Origin of the sequence: Mycobacterium paraterrae, from assembly GCF_022430545.2 — a bacterium.
Lineage (GTDB): Bacteria > Actinomycetota > Actinomycetes > Mycobacteriales > Mycobacteriaceae > Mycobacterium > Mycobacterium paraterrae.
In genome coordinates, this window is the sequence record NZ_CP092488.2 from 4,870,060 (window position 1) to 4,884,784 (window position 14,725).

Consider the following 14,725-nt stretch of genomic DNA (forward strand, 5'->3'; position numbering starts at 1 on the left):
TGCTTTCCTAGCCTGCGACCGCCGCCAGCGCTTCCGGCAACGTGAATCGACCGGCGTACAACGCCTTTCCCACGATGGCGCCCTCGACCCCGCTGCCGGTCAGGGTCGCGATGGCACGCAGATCGTCCAGGCTCGACACACCGCCGGACGCGATCACCGGAATATCGGTACGGTCGGCGATCGAGCGCAACAAGTCGAGGTTGGGACCGGTCAACGTGCCGTCCTTGGTGACGTCGGTGACCACGAAGCGCGAACACCCCTCGCTGTCGAGACGGTCCAGCACCTGCCAGAGATCGCCGCCGTCGGTTTCCCAGCCCCGTCCCCGCAACCGGTGCTCACCGTCAACGATCTGCACGTCGAGGCCGACCGCGACCTTGTCGCCGTGCTCGGCGATCGCCTTCGCGCACCACTGCGGATTTTCCAGTGCGGCGGTCCCGACATTGACTCGGGCACAACCGGTTGCGAGCGCGGCATTCAGCGAGTCGTCGTCGCGGATACCGCCGGACAGCTCGACCTGCACGTCGAGCTTGCCAACCACCTCGGCCAGCAGCTCACGGTTGGATCCCCGGCCGAACGCCGCGTCCAGATCCACCAGGTGTACCCACTCGGCGCCGTCGCGTTGCCATGTCAGCGCAGCGTCCAGCGCTGAGCCGTAGTCGGTTTCGCTGCCGGCCTTGCCCTGGACCAAGCGCACCGCCTTGCCCTCGACGACGTCGACGGCGGGCAACAAAATCAACGACACGTCACAACCCTTCAACCCAATTGCTCAATATGGCCGCTCCGGCGTCACCGCTCTTCTCGGGGTGAAACTGGGTGGCGGCCAAGGGACCGTCTTCGACCGCGGCCAGGAACGGCACCCCATGGCTGGCCCACGTCAGCAGGGCGTCGTCACTTCCCTCCCACCGCTGCGCCGCGTAGGAGTGCACGAAGTAGAACCGGGCGTCGGGATCCAGGCCTTTGAACAACGCGCTACCCGGCGCCGCGCCCACGACGTTCCAGCCCATGTGCGGTATCACCGGCGCGTCCAGCCGGGTCACCGCTCCGGGCCACTGCCCGCAGCCGGTGCTCTCCACCCCGAACTCGACGCCACGGGCGAACAGGATCTGCATGCCGACACAGACTCCGAGCACCGGGCGCCCGGCGGCGACCCGATCGGCGATCGCCTGTTGCCCGTTGATGGCGCGCAGCCCGCTCATGCACGCCTCGAACGCACCGACACCTGGAACCACCAGTCCGTCTGCGGCGACTGCCTGTTCGAGATCGGCGGTCACTTCGACGTCGGCGCCGGTTCGCTGAAGGGCGCGCTGCGCCGAACGCAAGTTACCCGAGCCATAGTCGAGCACCACCACGGATTTCGCTGTCACAGAGCACCTTTGGTGGACGGCACACCGGTGACCCGAGGGTCGGCCTCGACGGCCTGGCGCAGCGCCCGGGCGACAGCCTTGTACTGTGCCTCGGTGATGTGGTGCGGGTCGCGACCGTAGAGCACCCGCACATGCAGCGCAATCCGCGCGTTGTTCGCCAGCGTCTCGAAGACATGCCGGTTGATCACGGTGTGGTACGGCACCGCGCTTCCCGCGATCGTGGTGTGCCGCAGGTGGTCCGGCTCACCTGTGTGCACGCAGTAGGGCCGCCCGGAGACATCGACGATCGCATGCGCCAGCGTCTCGTCCATCGGGATGAAGGCGTCGCCGAACCGTCGGATGCCTTTCTTGTCACCGAGCGCCTGCCCCAACGCCTGACCGAGCACGATCGCGGTGTCCTCGATGGTGTGGTGGCCCTCGATGTCGACGTCGCCTTTGGCGCGCACGGTCAGATCGAAGCTGGCGTGGCTGCCCAGCGCGTGCAGCATGTGGTCGTAGAACGGGACACCGGTGTCGACGTGCACGTCACCGGTGCCGTCGAGATCGAGCTCGACGACGATCTCGGATTCGTTGGTGGTGCGCTCAATGCGCGCACGACGGCCGGCGTTCATGACGCTCCTAGGAATTGGGCCAATTCGGTGGCGGCCAGGTCGGCACTGGCCGACAGCAATGCGTCGTTCTCCGCGGGCAATCCGATGGTCGTGCGCAGGTATCCCGGGATGCCGACGTCGCGGATCAGTACGCCCGCGTCGAGGTATCGCTGCCAGGTGGCTGGCGAGTCGGCGAAACGCCCGAACAGCACGAAGTTCGAGTCGCTGGGAACGACGTGAAAACCCATCCCGCTCAACGCCGCCTCGACGCGTTCCCGCTCGGCGATCAGCGCCGAGACGCTGGCCAGCGTGTCGTCGGCGTGGCGCAGCGCGGCCCGGGCGGCGGCCTGGGTCACCGACGACAGGTGATACGGGAGTCGGACCAGCAGCATCGCCTCGACCAGGGCCGGGGTGGCAACCAGGTAGCCCAGCCGGCCGCCCGCGAAGGCGAACGCCTTGCTCATGGTCCGGCTCACGACCAGCTTGGTCGGGTACTCCTCGAGCAGCGCCACCGCGCTGGGCCGGGCGGAGAATTCTCCGTAGGCTTCGTCGACGACCACGATCCCGGGTGCGACATCCAATAGCCGCCGCAGATCCGACAGCGAAACACTCTGCCCGGTCGGATTATTGGGGCTCGTGACGAACACGACGTCGGGCTGGCGCTCGACGATCTCGCCGACCGCGGCGCCGGTGTCGAGGCTGAAGTCGGCCGCACGGAGCGCCTCGATCCATTCGGTGCGCGTGCCGTCGGCGATGATCGGGTGCATCGAATACGACGGCACGAAGCCGATCGCAGTGCGCCCGGGCCCGCCGAACGCCTGCAGTAGCTGCTGCAGGATCTCGTTGGATCCATTTGCTGCCCACAGGTTTTCGACGCCAAGCGCAACGCCGGTCTGCATGGTGAGATAGGCGGCCAGGTCGGTCCGCAGCGCTACCGCGTCCCGGTCGGGATAGCGGTTCAAGTCGACCGCCGCATCGCGGACGGAAGCGACGACGTCGTCGACGAGCGCCTGACTCGGCGGGTGCGGATTCTCGTTGGTGTTCAACCGAACCGGAACGTCGAGTTGCGGCGCTCCGTAGGGCGACTTACCTCGCAGGTCCTGGCGCAGTGGCAAGTCGTCGAGTGTGGGGCGATCGGCCATCAACCGAACCTCCGCCGTACCGCTTCGCCGTGTGCGGGCAGGTCCTCGGCCGCGGCCAGCGTGATCACATGTCCGGAGACGTCTTTCAGCGCCGCCTCGCTGTAGTCGACGACGTGGATGCCGCGCAGGAACGTCTGCACCGACAGGCCGCTGGAGTGCGCGGCGCTGCCCGCGGTCGGCAGCACGTGATTCGAGCCCGCGCAATAGTCACCGAGACTGACCGGAGAATAGGCGCCCACGAAAATAGCTCCGGCCGAACGGATTTGGGTTGCTACCTGGTCCGCATCGGCGGTCTGGATCTCCAGGTGTTCGGCCGCGTACGCGTTGACGGTGCGAATCCCGGCTTCGATGTCATCGACCAGGATGATCGCCGACTGACGCCCGGCGAGCGCGGTCGTCACCCGCTGCCGGTGCACGGTGGTCTCCAGCTGGCCGGCCAGCGCGGCGTCGGTGGCGTCGGCCAGCTCGCTGCTGGGAGTCACCAGGATGCTGGCGGCCATTTCGTCGTGTTCGGCCTGGCTGATCAGGTCGGCGGCGACGTGCTCCGGATCGGCCGTGTCGTCGGCGAGGATGGCGATCTCGGTCGGTCCGGCTTCGGCGTCGATGCCCACCCGCGACCGGACGAGGCGTTTCGCCGCCGTCACGTAGATGTTGCCCGGTCCGGTGATCATGTCGACCGGGGCCAGCTCGGCGCCGTCGGTATCGGTGCCGCCGTAAGCCATCAGCGCCACCGCCTGCGCACCGCCCACCGCCCACACCTCGTCGACGCCGAGCAGCCGGGCTGCGGCCAGGATCGTCGGGTGCGGCAAACCCGCGAACCGGCCGTGCTCCTTGGCCTGCGGCGGGCTGGCCACCACCAGCGAGCCGACGCCTGCGGCCTGAGCCGGCACCACGTTCATCACGACGCTCGACGGGTACACCGCGTTGCCGCCGGGCACGTACAAGCCGACGCGGTCGACCGGCACCCAGCGCTCGGTCACGGTGGCGCCCGGGCCGAGCGTCGTCGTGACGTCGGAGCGCCGCTGGTCGGCGTGGACCGCGCGGGTGCGTTCGATCACCACCTCCAGCGCGGACCGGACATCGCGGTCCAGCCCGGCCAGGGCGGAGTCCAGCTCGGCGCTGGGCACCCGCACCGACGGCGGACGCACCCCGTCCAGTGATTCGCCGTATGCCAAGGCGGCCTCGGCTCCACGGTCGGCGACCGCATCGACGATGGGACGCGCCGTGGACAGGGCGGCGTCGACGTCCACTCCGCCGCGGGGCAATGCCGCCCGCAGTCGGGCGGCGGACAAGTCTGCACCTCGCAGGTCGATGCGCGCCATCACAGTCACGCTGTCCATTGTCCCAGAGCAGAGCAACCGCATATCGGACCGGTACATTGACGACACACCCGAGAAGAGGGAGTCGCCATGTCTGCGAAGGACCATCCCAACAATGTCCCGGGCGTTCCGATGCTCGTCCCGCCGGGCTTGGAGCGCTTCCAGATCAAATACTTCAACCCGCTGGTGCGCCCATTTGCGCGCTTCATTCCGGGGTTCTCGGTGATCAAGCACCGCGGCCGCACGTCGGGCAAGCCCTACGAGACGATTGTCACCGCCTACCGCAAGGGCAACATCCTGGCCATCGGTCTGATCCACGGCAAGACCAACTGGGTGAAGAACGTGCTCGCCGCGGGCGAGGCCGACGTGCACTTCATCCGCTCGACCGTCCACATCACCAACCCGCGAGTCCTGCCCGCCGGCAGCGACGGCACGGGGTTGCCGTTTTTGGCCAAACGTCAGGTTGGACGGGTCGGCGTCTTCGTCGCCGACATCGCCTGAGCGATGGCCTACGCGCGGCTGAAGACGGTCTTGCCGGTCATCTCCGGCCAGGCCGAGGGCGCGTCATCCCACGCGACGGCACGATCGACGACCGGCGCCAGGTCGCAGCCGCCGGCCAGCACGTCCAAGATCTGCGGGATGACCGCGCGGGCGCTGACCCGGCCGGTCGCGAAGCGCACGCCGCGGGTGTAGGCCTGCAGCATCGGCATCTCCACGCTCGGTTGGAAGTAGATTCCGGTGTCGGTGCACACACCGTCGGGCCACGTCGCCCGCAGCGTCGCCGACAGCAGCTTCGGGTCGCCGGTGGTGTGCACCGTGACCGGATACGGCTCCCAGGACTTGTCCGGCTTGGCGACATCGTGAACGGTCGCGCCGGTCTGCTCCGCTGCGGCGAGGCGGGACGGATCGGTGTCGACGTAGTCGACGCGGCAGCCGAGCGCGACCGCGAGCGCAGCCGCATAAAGCCCGATCGACAGCTTGCCGACCACCAGCACCCGACGATCGGCGGCATCCAGGCTGGCCAGCTCGGCGGCGTACGGGCCGATCGCCCGCCAGCCGTCGGGAATGTTGTCCGATAACGACGCGGCGGCGATCGGGTCGACCGTCGCCGGCAACGGAATCAGCATCGCATCGGCGTAGGGCACCAGGACCAAGTCCGACATGAACCCACCGCCGTCGAGACCGGCCAGCGGAGCCAACCCGTACATCGCCATCAACGGCAGCGAGCCGCACGAGCTGGTGACGCCTCGACGGCACTCCCGGCAACTGCCGCAACTGATCTGGAACGGGACGATCACCCGGTCGCGTAGCTGGACCGCGGTGACATCGTCGCCGACGGCGACGACCTCCGCTACGCCCTCATGTCCCACCGCGTAGCCGGGCGGCAGCGGCGCCGCGCCGCGAGCCACCGCGACGTCGAGGTCGCAGCAGGCCACGTGCAGCGGCCTGACCAAAGCTTGCCGCGCCAGGGTGATTTCCGGGTCGGGCACCTCATGCCATGCGTACCGGTCCGTCGCCTCGAACGTCAGCTGCCGCATGCCAGCATCCTGCCCGGTGTGGCTTAAATGTCCAGACCGATGTCGAGCACCCGCACCGAATGTGTGAGCGCCCCGACCGCCAGGTAGTCGACGCCGGTGCCGGCATAATCGGCCGCGGTGTCCAGCGAAAGGCCGCCGGAGGACTCGAGTTTGGTGCCTGGCGACCGGGCGTCGCGGCGCTGCACCGCGATCTGGGTCTGCCAGACGGGAAAGTTGTCCAACAGAACCAATTCCGGCTTCTCGACCAGGATTTCGTCGAGTTGTTCCAGCGAATCGACCTCGACCTCGCACGGTAGGTCGGGTGCGGCCGCCCGCACGGCGCGCAGCGCCGCCACCACCGATCCCGCGGCGGCGACATGGTTGTCCTTGATGAGCGCTGCGTCGCCCAGGCCCAGTCGGTGGTTCACGCCGCCGCCGACTCGTACCGCGTACTTCTGCAACGACCGCAGGCCGGGCAACGTCTTTCGGGTGTCGCGGATTTCGGTCTTGGTGCCGTCGACCGCGTCCACCCACGCCGCGGTCGCGGTGGCGATCCCGGACAGATGACACACCAGATTCAGCAACGTGCGCTCGGCGGTCAACAGGCCGTGCATTCGGGCTTGCACCGTCAGCGCCGAATCACCGGGCTGCAAACGGGTTCCGTCGTCGACGCGGTGTACGACCCGGTATCCATCTGCCCCGAGCACCTCGTCGAGCACCAGGATCGCGAGGTCGACGCCGGCGATGACACCGGGCTCGCGGGTGATCAGCGATGCGGTGGTCGACGCGCCGTCTGGCACGGTCGCCGCCGTCGTGATGTCCGGCCCATAGCGCAAGTCCTCGTCGAGCGCGCGGGCGATCATGGCGCGAGCCTCGGTGAGCTCTCTCTCCGAGAGGCTCATCAGCTGACCGCCGCCAAGTCGTCGACCAGCGGGCTGCAGTCCGCGTTCAGTCGGATGACGAAGCTGCGGGCTGGAGCGGTTGTGGGAGTGGGGAATTCGGCGCGGTGGTGGCAGCCTCGGCTCTCCTCGCGAGCGAGGGCGGCGGTCGCTACCGCCCGGGCCGCCACCGTCAGCGCGGCGTCCTCCAGGCCGGCACGCGTGGTCACCACGCCGGGCGGTGCATCCGACAAGGTATCGACCAGTCGTTGCAGTCCGTCGCTGTCGCGCACCACCGAGGCGTCGCGGCTCATCGCCCGCTGAAGGTCGTCGCGCGCCAGCGCGCCGCAGTCAGCCGGCTCGATCGCTGTGGCACGGGCCCGCCCGAAGAGTCCGGCGTGCTCGGCTGCGGCCCGCCCGGCTCGGCCTCCGACGACCAGGCCCTCCAGCAGGCTGTTAGAGGCCAGCCGGTTGGCGCCGTGCATTCCCGTTCGGGCCACCTCGCCAGCGGCAAACAGTCCCGGCAGGTCGGTGCGGCCGTAGACGTCGGTGATGACGCCGCCGCAGCTGTAGTGCGCTCCGGGGGCCACCGGGATGGGCTGACGGACAGGGTCGATGCCCGCCGCCCGGCAGGCTGCGGCGACCGTCGGAAATCGGCGGGCGAAGTCGTCGATACCCCGGGCGTCGAGGAATACGCATTCGTCACCCAGAATGCGCAGCCGGGCGTCGATCGCGCCGGCCACCACATCGCGCGGCGCCAGGTCACCCATTGGATGCACGCCCGCGGTCACCGAATTGCCTTGACTGTCAATCAATGTCGCGCCCTCGCCACGAATGGCTTCGGTCACAAGCGGCCGCCGGCGACCGGCGCGGCCGTCGAAGAGCATGGTCGGGTGGAACTGGATGAACTCGATGTCGCTCACCGCCGCACCCGCCCAGAGCGCCAGCGCGATGCCGTCGCCGGTGGAACCCTTGGGGTTGGTGGTGGCCGCGTACAGCTGACCGAGCCCGCCGGTGGCCAGGATCACCGACGGGGCGTGTACGACGCCGATGCCGCGCCGGTCGGCCACCAGCACGCCGGTCACCGCGTCGGTTCCGGATGCGGTGTCGTGCAGCACCCGCAGCGCGGCGTGCTTGATCCGGATATCCAGCGTGGCCGCGGCATGGTCGAGAGCGCGCTGCACCTCGGCCCCGGTGGCGTCGCCGCCGGCGTGCACGATGCGTCGGCGCGTATGCCCGCCTTCGCGGCTGAGCGCCCAACCACCGGTCGCCGCCTCGTCGAATCGCGCTCCGTCGCTGACCAATTCGCTGACCGCCCGGTAGCCGTCGGCCACGATCGAGCTGACCGCGTCGGGGTCACACAGCCCGGCTCCGGCCGCGAGGGTATCGGCCACGTGCGCGGCGACCGAGTCGTCGGTACCGGGAAGCACGACCGCGATCCCACCTTGCGCGTAGTGGGTTGCGGTGACGCCGGGCTTGCGGGCGGCCTTGCTGAGCACTATCACCCGGCGCCCGGCCCGGTGGGCGGCGAGCGCTGCGGCCAGCCCGCCGACACCGGTGCCGATCACCACGACGTCAGCGTGTTCCTCCCAGGCCGCGTGGATATTCATTCGCCGCCGCCCGGTTGACCGATCGCGATCATCCGCTGCACGCTCTGGCGGGCCCGCGCCGCGGTCTGGGGGTCGACGTCGACTGCGTCGGCGCCGTCGATCAGGCAACGCAACAGCGCGGCAGGAGTGATCATCTTCATGTACTTGCATGACGCGCGGTCGTTGACGGCCTGGAAGTCGGTGTGAGGGGCGGCGTTTCGCAGCTGATACAACATCCCGACCTCGGTGGCGACCAGCACCTGCCGAGCGCGGGTCTCGCGTGCCGCATCCAGCATGCCGCCGGTAGACAAAATCTTGACCCGGTCTTCGGGGAATGCGCCTTCGCCGGCGAGGTACAGCGCCGAGGTCGCACAACCGCATTCGGGATGGACGAACAGCTCGGCGTCGGGATGGGCGCGCGCTTGCTCGGTGAGTTCGTCGCCGTTGATCCCGGCGTGTACGTGGCATTCGCCGGCCCAGACGTGCACGTTGTCGCGGCCCGTCACGCGACGCACGTGCGCCCCGAGGAACTGGTCCGGGCAGAACAGCACGTCGCGATCCGGGTCGATGGACGCGACCACGTCGACGGCGTTGGACGACGTGCAGCAGATGTCGGTCAGCGCCTTCACCGCGGCGGTGGTGTTGACGTAGGAGACCACGACCGCGCCGGGGTGATCGTCCTTCCAGGCCTGCAGCTCCTCGGGGGTGATCGAGTCGGCCAGCGAACAACCGGCGCGTTGGTCCGGGATTAGCACCGTCTTGTCGGGGCTCAGGATCTTGGCGGTCTCGGCCATGAAGTGCACGCCGCAGAACACGATGGTGTCTTCGGGCGCCTCGGCCGCAACCCGCGACAATGCGAGCGAGTCGCCGACGTGGTCTGCGATGTCCTGGATGGCTGGCAACTGATAGTTGTGCGCCAGAATCGTGGCATTCCGCAGATCGGCCAGCCGGCGGATTTCCGCCGCCCATTGCTCGTCGCCGTCGATGCCGCCGAAACCCGTGGAAGAGTTCGTGATTCCCGCGGCCAGATCGTTCGCCACACCAGTGTCCAGTTCGTTTGACCGCACGTCAGTGCGATTCACGACTGCCATAGTCGATCCTTTCGCCTCCCGGCAGGGGTTTTCGACTTACAATCGAAAACATGGTCAATGGTAGCACTGCGCACGAAGTGCTTGCCGTCGTATTCCAGGTTCGTGGACTGGGGTACGGCGCCAAGGCGCAAAAACCGGAGCTCAACGTGCTGCTATGGCAACGCGCCCGCGATCCCCAGCGGGGTGCCTGGTCACTGCCCGGCGGCCGGTTACGCCACGACGAGGACATGACAACCTCGGTGCGGCGCCAGCTCGCCGAGAAAGTCGATTTGCGTGAGGTCGCTCACCTCGAGCAGCTCGCGGTGTTCTCCGAACCCGAGCGACTGCCGGACACCCGGACCATCGCCTCCACCTTCCTCGGTCTGGTGCCCTCCCCCGCGACGCCGGAATTGCCGCCGGACACCAGCTGGCACCCCGTCACGTCGCTGCCGCCGATGGCCTTCGACCACGGCCCGATGGTCGAACACGCCCGCACCCGCCTGGTCGCGAAGATGTCCTATACCAACATCGGTTTCGCCCTTGCGCCAACGGAATTCGCGATGTCGACATTGCGTGACATCTACAGCGCCACGCTGGGTTACCAGGTCGACACGACCAACTTGCAGCGCGTACTGGCCCGACGCAAGGTGATCAGCCCGACCGGCACCGTGGCCCAGTCCGGCCGCAGCGGCGGTCGTCCGGCCGCCCTGTACCGTTTCACCGATTCCCAGTTGCGCGTCACCGACGAATTCGCGGCGCTGCGACCTCCCGGTTCAGCGTGACGCGGCGACTCACCGGCGATCCGACTGGATTCTTAATGCCCTCTTAAGACAGAATGCCCGGATGGACATCGGGAACCTGGCGACGGCCACTGGTGCGGAGTGGATCGGAGTCGCCCCGCACGAGGAACTGCAGCCCAAAGCGCGTCCTCAACTGCCGTCGAAGGACCCGTTCTACGAGCCGCCGCCCGGATTCCAGCACGCCGAACCCGGCACGGTACTGCGTTCCCGCGACGTTGAGCTCGCCTTTCTGGGCTTGATCCCGCAGCAGATCATGGCCACCCAGCTGCTCTACCGCACCACCGACATGAACGGGCAGCCGGAAGCGACGGCGACGACCGTGCTGGTGCCTGCCGACGCCACCCCCGAGCGGCCCTGCCCGATCCTGTCCTACCAATGCGCGATCGACGCCGTGTCGTCGCGCTGCTTCCCGTCCTACGCACTGCGGCGACGCGCCTTCGCCCTGGGCTCGTTGGCTCAGCTGGAGTTCCTGCTGATCTCGGCCGCGCTGGCCGAGGGCTGGGCGGTCTCAATCCCCGACCACGAAGGCCGCAACGGCATGTGGGGGGCGCCGTTCGAGCCCGGCTACTTCATTCTCGACGGCATTCGCGCGGCGCTCAACGCCGACCGGCTCGGGCTGTCGACGTCGGCGCCGGTGGCGCTGTGGGGCTACTCGGGCGGTGGGCTGGCGACCGCGTGGGCCGCCGAACTGTGTGCCGACTACGCGCCCGAGCTACAGATCTGCGGCGCGGTCCTTGGCTCGCCGGTCGGTGACCTTGGCCACACCTTCCGCCGGCTCAACGGCAGCTTCCTGTCCGGGCTGCCCGCCCTCGTGGTGGCCGCGCTGGTGCACATTTATCCCGAGCTGAACAAGGTGATCGACGAGCACGCCAGCGACGAGGGCCGTGAGCTGCTGCGGCGCCTAGAGAGCATGACAACCGTCGGCGCGGTCATTCGTATGGTCAAGAAGGACATGGCCGACTATCTCGACCGTCCGCTCGACGAAGTGCTGACCATGCCGGAAGTGCAACACGTCTTCGACAGCATCCGGCTGGGCGCCAAGGTGCCAACCCCGCCGGTGCTGATCGTGCAGGCGGTACACGACTACCTGATCGACGTCGACGACATCGACCGGCTCGCCGACGCCTACTCAGCGGGCGGCGCCAGCGTCACCTACCACCGCGACGCATTCAACGAACACCTGCTGCTCCATCCGCTGTCGGCGCCGATGGCGCTGCGCTGGTTGCAGGACCGGTTCGCCCGCCGGCCGGTCAGTGAGCACCTGATCCGGACGAAATGGCCGACGATGTTCAACCCGGTCACCTACGTCGGCATGGCACGGCTGGGCATCATCGCGGCCAAGGTGATCACCGGGAAGTCGGTGCGTCGACGCCCGCTGTGACGGCCTGAGGGTCAGCGCGGCATCCGGCGCCAGACGAACTGCGGGAGCAGCCTGAAGCCGAAGAACACCGGCCGCAGCATCCACGGGATCCACACTGTCCGGCGGCCCCTGGCCAGCGCTCGTGCGGTCGCCGCGGCCACTTGGGCGGGAGTGCTGGACAGCGGCGCCGGGGTCATCCCGGCGGTCATCCGCCCGATCACGAATCCCGGTCGCACGATCAGCAGCCGCACACCGCTGCCGTGCAGCGCGTCGGCCAGTCCGCTGGCGAAGCCGTCCAGCCCCGCCTTGGCCGACCCGTAGACGTAGTTCGCTCGGCGCACCCGGATACCGGCCACCGAGGAGAACACCACCAGCGCTCCCCGACCGGATTGGCGCATCGCCGCGGCCAGATGAGTGAGCACACTGACCTGCGCGACGTAATCGGTGTGGACGACGGCGACCGCGTGTGCGGCGTCACGCTCGGCGCGTGCCTGGTCACCCAGGATCCCGAAGGCCACCACCGCGACGTCGATCGGCCCGTATCCGGCGATCACCGAATCGATCAGCGGTCCGTGCGACGCCAGGTCGTCGGCGTCGAACTCGACAGAAGTCACGTTCGCGGCTCCGGCCGCACGAATAGCGGCGAACTGCTCGTCGAGCCGGCCGGCGTTGCGGGCCGCCAGCACGACGGAGGCGCCGCGCGCCAACCGCACCGCGAGCTCAGTGCCGATTTCGCTGCGGCCGCCGAGAATCAGCACTGTGTGTGCGCCCGTGTCATCCACGGCAGCGATTATGTCCTGCGCTAGCGTGAGCGGTGATGGCGAACTCCACGGCAAGGCTCACCAACGATGCGCTGGCGTTTCTGACCGAACGTCACCTCGCCATGCTGACCACGCTGCGAGCCGACAATTCGCCGCATGTGGTCGCGGTCGGTTTCACCTTCGACCCGAAGACGCATATCGCCCGGGTGATCACGACCGGCGGCTCGCAGAAGGCGGTCAACGCCGAGCGCGGCGGAGTGGCCGTGCTCAGTCAGGTCGACGGGGCCCGCTGGCTGTCACTGGAGGGCAGCTCGACGGTCAACGGCGATGTCGACGCTGTGCGTGACGCCGAGTTGCGCTACGCCCAGCGTTACCGCACGCCGCGGGAGAACCCGCGGCGGGTGGTGATCGAGGTTCAGGTGCAGCGAGTGCTGGGGTCCTCTGATCTGTTGACCCGCAAGGGCGAGTAGCCCGCTATACGAGTGTGGCGCCCGGCGCGCGGATCACCAGTGGCACCGCCGGGAAGTACGCCGCCATCTCCGGTCGCGACTTGGCTAGCGCGGCAGTGCCGTAGCCGCGGTGGCGGTAGTCCGGGTGGATCCAGATCCGGACGTGGACCTCGTGCCCATTGAGCTCGCCGAACACCATGCCGACCTTCTCGTCACCGTCCACCGCGACAAACCAGGCGGCCTCCTCGGCGTCGAATCGTTCCTGCGCCGAACGGATCTCGTCCTCGATGCCGGCGGCGGGAGCACCAGAGCCGTCGCCTTTGGCGCCTATCTCCTGGGTGCGCGCGGCGAAGATGTCGTGGTCGGCGATGCCGGAGAACGGGCGCAGCGCCAGGGTTTCACCCGCGCTGGCCGGGCGGTCCTTGAAGGTGAAGCTCAGGATGTTGTTCAGGTCTTCGAGTTCGGCGATGATCTTCTTGCGCGAGTCCTTGGTCAGCTGGTCGAACGACATCCCGATCACGGCCTCGGCGCCCAGCCGTGAGGTGCCCAGCAACTCGACGATGGCGTCCACCGCCGAAGGCCGGTCGTCGGCTTCGACGATCAAATCCAGGACTTCGTGTCGGCGTTCCAGCGCGTTCATCAGCGCGTTGGTGATCTCTCGGCGGGCGGCGGCGCGGTCGTGGTCGGTCATCGCTAGAGCGTAATACTCACGGCGGTCACAGCGCTTGACTAGTCACGGTTTACGGGCACAACGACCAGTTCGTGGGGACGGTGATTGACCGACTGGGCGCCGTCTTCGGCCACCACCACGATGTCTTCGATGCGAGCCCCCCACCGGCCCGGGAAATAGATCCCGGGTTCGACGGAGAACGCCATACCGGCCTGCAGCGGCAGGTCGTTGCCGGCGACGATGTAGGGCTCTTCGTGCACCGACAACCCGATGCCGTGGCCGGTGCGGTGCACGAAATATTCGCCGAGCCCGGCTTCGTTGAGCACGTCGCGGGCCGCGGCGTCGACCTCCTCGGCGGTGACACCAGGACGCACTGAGTCGACAGCGGCCTGTTGCGCCCGCTGCAGGATTGAATACTGCTGCGCCACTTCGGGACTGGGCTCGCCGATGCTGTAGGTGCGGGTCGAGTCCGAGTTGTACCCGGGCGCATAGGGGCCGCCGATGTCGACGACGACGATGTCGCCGACCTCGATCTCGCGGTCGGAATATTCGTGGTGTGGGTCGGCGCCATGAGGGCCGGAGCCGACGATGACGAACGCCGCCTCGGTATGTCCTTCGGCGACAATGGCTTCCGCGATGTCGGCGGCGACGTCGGCCTCGGTACGGCCGGGCACCAGAAATTCGGGCACCCGCGCGTGGACGCGGTCGATGGCCGCACCCGCCTTGCGCAGGGCGTCGACCTCGGCGGCGTCCTTGACCATCCGCAGTTGGCGCAGCACATCGGTGGCCAACACCGGCAGCGTGCCCAGGACGTCGGCCAGCGGCAATAGGTGCAGCGCGGGCATCGAGTCGGTGACGGCCGCCGCGACCGGAGCACCACCGAGAGCCTCGGCGACCAACGCGTAGGGATCGTCGCCGTCGACCCAATCCCGAACCGCGACACCGAGATCGGCGACCGCGGACTGCTTCAGCGACGCCAGCTCCAGTCGCGGCACGACGATGGTGGGATCGCCGGCGACCGGTAGCACCAGCGCGCTGAGACGTTCGAACGTCTGGGCGCGCGAGCCGACGAGATAGCGCAGGTCGTATCCCGGGCTGATCACCAGGCCGGCCAGGCCCGCCTTGGCGGTGGCGGCGGTCGCCGCCGCGATCCGGCGACGGTAGACCTCGGCATCGAAGCGGTCAGATCCCATGGGTGCCAGATTAGCTGTGCGAC

Annotated in this window: 16 protein-coding genes; 4 read left to right on the top strand and 12 right to left on the bottom strand. The window is 68.4% G+C overall.

What is annotated here, in order from left to right:
- Window positions 1-7 precede the first annotated feature (7 nt).
- Genes priA through hisD form a run of 5 tightly spaced genes read right to left on the bottom strand, consistent with a single transcriptional unit; the run spans window position 8 to window position 4,421 of the window.
- A complete protein-coding gene (gene priA / locus MKK62_RS23410; protein ID WP_240263472.1) occupies window positions 8-742 on the bottom strand; it encodes a bifunctional 1-(5-phosphoribosyl)-5-((5-phosphoribosylamino)methylideneamino)imidazole-4-carboxamide isomerase/phosphoribosylanthranilate isomerase PriA in 735 nt (244 codons plus the stop codon).
- A 1-nt stretch (window position 743) separates the two neighbouring features.
- Complete coding sequence (gene hisH / locus MKK62_RS23415; protein ID WP_240263471.1) at window positions 744-1,364, bottom strand: imidazole glycerol phosphate synthase subunit HisH; 621 nt, start codon at window positions 1,362-1,364, stop codon at window positions 744-746.
- Complete coding sequence (gene hisB / locus MKK62_RS23420; protein WP_240263470.1) at window positions 1,361-1,975, bottom strand: imidazoleglycerol-phosphate dehydratase HisB; 615 nt, start codon at window positions 1,973-1,975, stop codon at window positions 1,361-1,363. Before hisB ends, hisH begins: the two co-directional genes overlap by 4 nt.
- A complete protein-coding gene (locus tag MKK62_RS23425) occupies window positions 1,972-3,096 on the bottom strand; it encodes a histidinol-phosphate transaminase (RefSeq protein ID WP_240263469.1) in 1,125 nt (374 codons plus the stop codon). Before MKK62_RS23425 ends, hisB begins: the two co-directional genes overlap by 4 nt.
- Window positions 3,096-4,421 carry a histidinol dehydrogenase gene (gene hisD / locus MKK62_RS23430; protein WP_240263971.1) on the bottom strand — a complete coding sequence of 442 codons (1,326 nt, stop codon included), beginning with the start codon at window positions 4,419-4,421 and terminating at the stop codon, window positions 3,096-3,098. Before hisD ends, MKK62_RS23425 begins: the two co-directional genes overlap by 1 nt.
- A gap of 84 nt (window positions 4,422-4,505) precedes the next feature.
- Between hisD and MKK62_RS23435 the strand changes: the two genes are divergently transcribed.
- Complete coding sequence (locus MKK62_RS23435) at window positions 4,506-4,916, top strand: nitroreductase family deazaflavin-dependent oxidoreductase (RefSeq protein WP_240263468.1); 411 nt, start codon at window positions 4,506-4,508, stop codon at window positions 4,914-4,916.
- A gap of 8 nt (window positions 4,917-4,924) precedes the next feature.
- Here the strand turns inward: MKK62_RS23435 and MKK62_RS23440 are convergent, their stop codons facing one another.
- The 4 genes from MKK62_RS23440 to nadA are packed head-to-tail and all read right to left on the bottom strand — an operon-like array spanning window position 4,925 to window position 9,490.
- On the bottom strand, window positions 4,925-5,953 hold the full coding sequence (locus MKK62_RS23440; RefSeq protein WP_240263467.1) for an alcohol dehydrogenase catalytic domain-containing protein: 1,029 nt from the start codon (window positions 5,951-5,953) through the stop codon (window positions 4,925-4,927).
- Between the two features lie 23 nt (window positions 5,954-5,976).
- On the bottom strand, window positions 5,977-6,834 hold the full coding sequence (nadC, locus tag MKK62_RS23445; protein ID WP_240263466.1) for a carboxylating nicotinate-nucleotide diphosphorylase: 858 nt from the start codon (window positions 6,832-6,834) through the stop codon (window positions 5,977-5,979).
- Entirely contained in the window at window positions 6,834-8,420 is a 1,587-nt protein-coding gene (locus MKK62_RS23450) for an L-aspartate oxidase (protein ID WP_240263465.1), read from the bottom strand. Before MKK62_RS23450 ends, nadC begins: the two co-directional genes overlap by 1 nt.
- A complete protein-coding gene (nadA, locus tag MKK62_RS23455; protein ID WP_240263464.1) occupies window positions 8,417-9,490 on the bottom strand; it encodes a quinolinate synthase NadA in 1,074 nt (357 codons plus the stop codon). Before nadA ends, MKK62_RS23450 begins: the two co-directional genes overlap by 4 nt.
- 50 nt (window positions 9,491-9,540) lie before the next feature.
- Here nadA and MKK62_RS23460 point away from each other — a divergent pair, with 50 nt between their 5' ends.
- A complete protein-coding gene (locus MKK62_RS23460) occupies window positions 9,541-10,251 on the top strand; it encodes an NUDIX hydrolase (protein ID WP_240263463.1) in 711 nt (236 codons plus the stop codon).
- Window positions 10,252-10,312: 61 nt separating this feature from the next.
- The gene (locus MKK62_RS23465; protein ID WP_240263462.1) at window positions 10,313-11,650 is read left to right on the top strand and encodes a lipase family protein; all 1,338 of its coding nucleotides are present in this window, start codon (window positions 10,313-10,315) and stop codon (window positions 11,648-11,650) included.
- Window positions 11,651-11,661: 11 nt separating this feature from the next.
- Here the strand turns inward: MKK62_RS23465 and dprE2 are convergent, their stop codons facing one another.
- Window positions 11,662-12,411, bottom strand: coding sequence for a decaprenylphospho-beta-D-erythro-pentofuranosid-2-ulose 2-reductase (gene dprE2, locus MKK62_RS23470; RefSeq protein ID WP_240263461.1), 750 nt, complete (start codon window positions 12,409-12,411; stop codon window positions 11,662-11,664).
- Between the two features lie 35 nt (window positions 12,412-12,446).
- Here dprE2 and MKK62_RS23475 point away from each other — a divergent pair, with 35 nt between their 5' ends.
- The gene (locus MKK62_RS23475) at window positions 12,447-12,860 is read left to right on the top strand and encodes a F420-dependent biliverdin reductase (RefSeq protein ID WP_240263460.1); all 414 of its coding nucleotides are present in this window, start codon (window positions 12,447-12,449) and stop codon (window positions 12,858-12,860) included.
- Between the two features lie 4 nt (window positions 12,861-12,864).
- Here the strand turns inward: MKK62_RS23475 and MKK62_RS23480 are convergent, their stop codons facing one another.
- Together MKK62_RS23480 and MKK62_RS23485 are read right to left on the bottom strand one after the other, a co-directional pair.
- Window positions 12,865-13,530 (bottom strand): GNAT family N-acetyltransferase, encoded by a 666-nt coding sequence (locus MKK62_RS23480; RefSeq protein WP_240263459.1) that lies wholly within the window; start codon window positions 13,528-13,530, stop codon window positions 12,865-12,867.
- A gap of 38 nt (window positions 13,531-13,568) precedes the next feature.
- Window positions 13,569-14,702: a M24 family metallopeptidase gene (locus MKK62_RS23485; protein ID WP_240263458.1), complete on the bottom strand. Its 1,134-nt coding sequence runs from the start codon at window positions 14,700-14,702 to the stop codon at window positions 13,569-13,571.
- Window positions 14,703-14,725 lie beyond the last annotated feature (23 nt).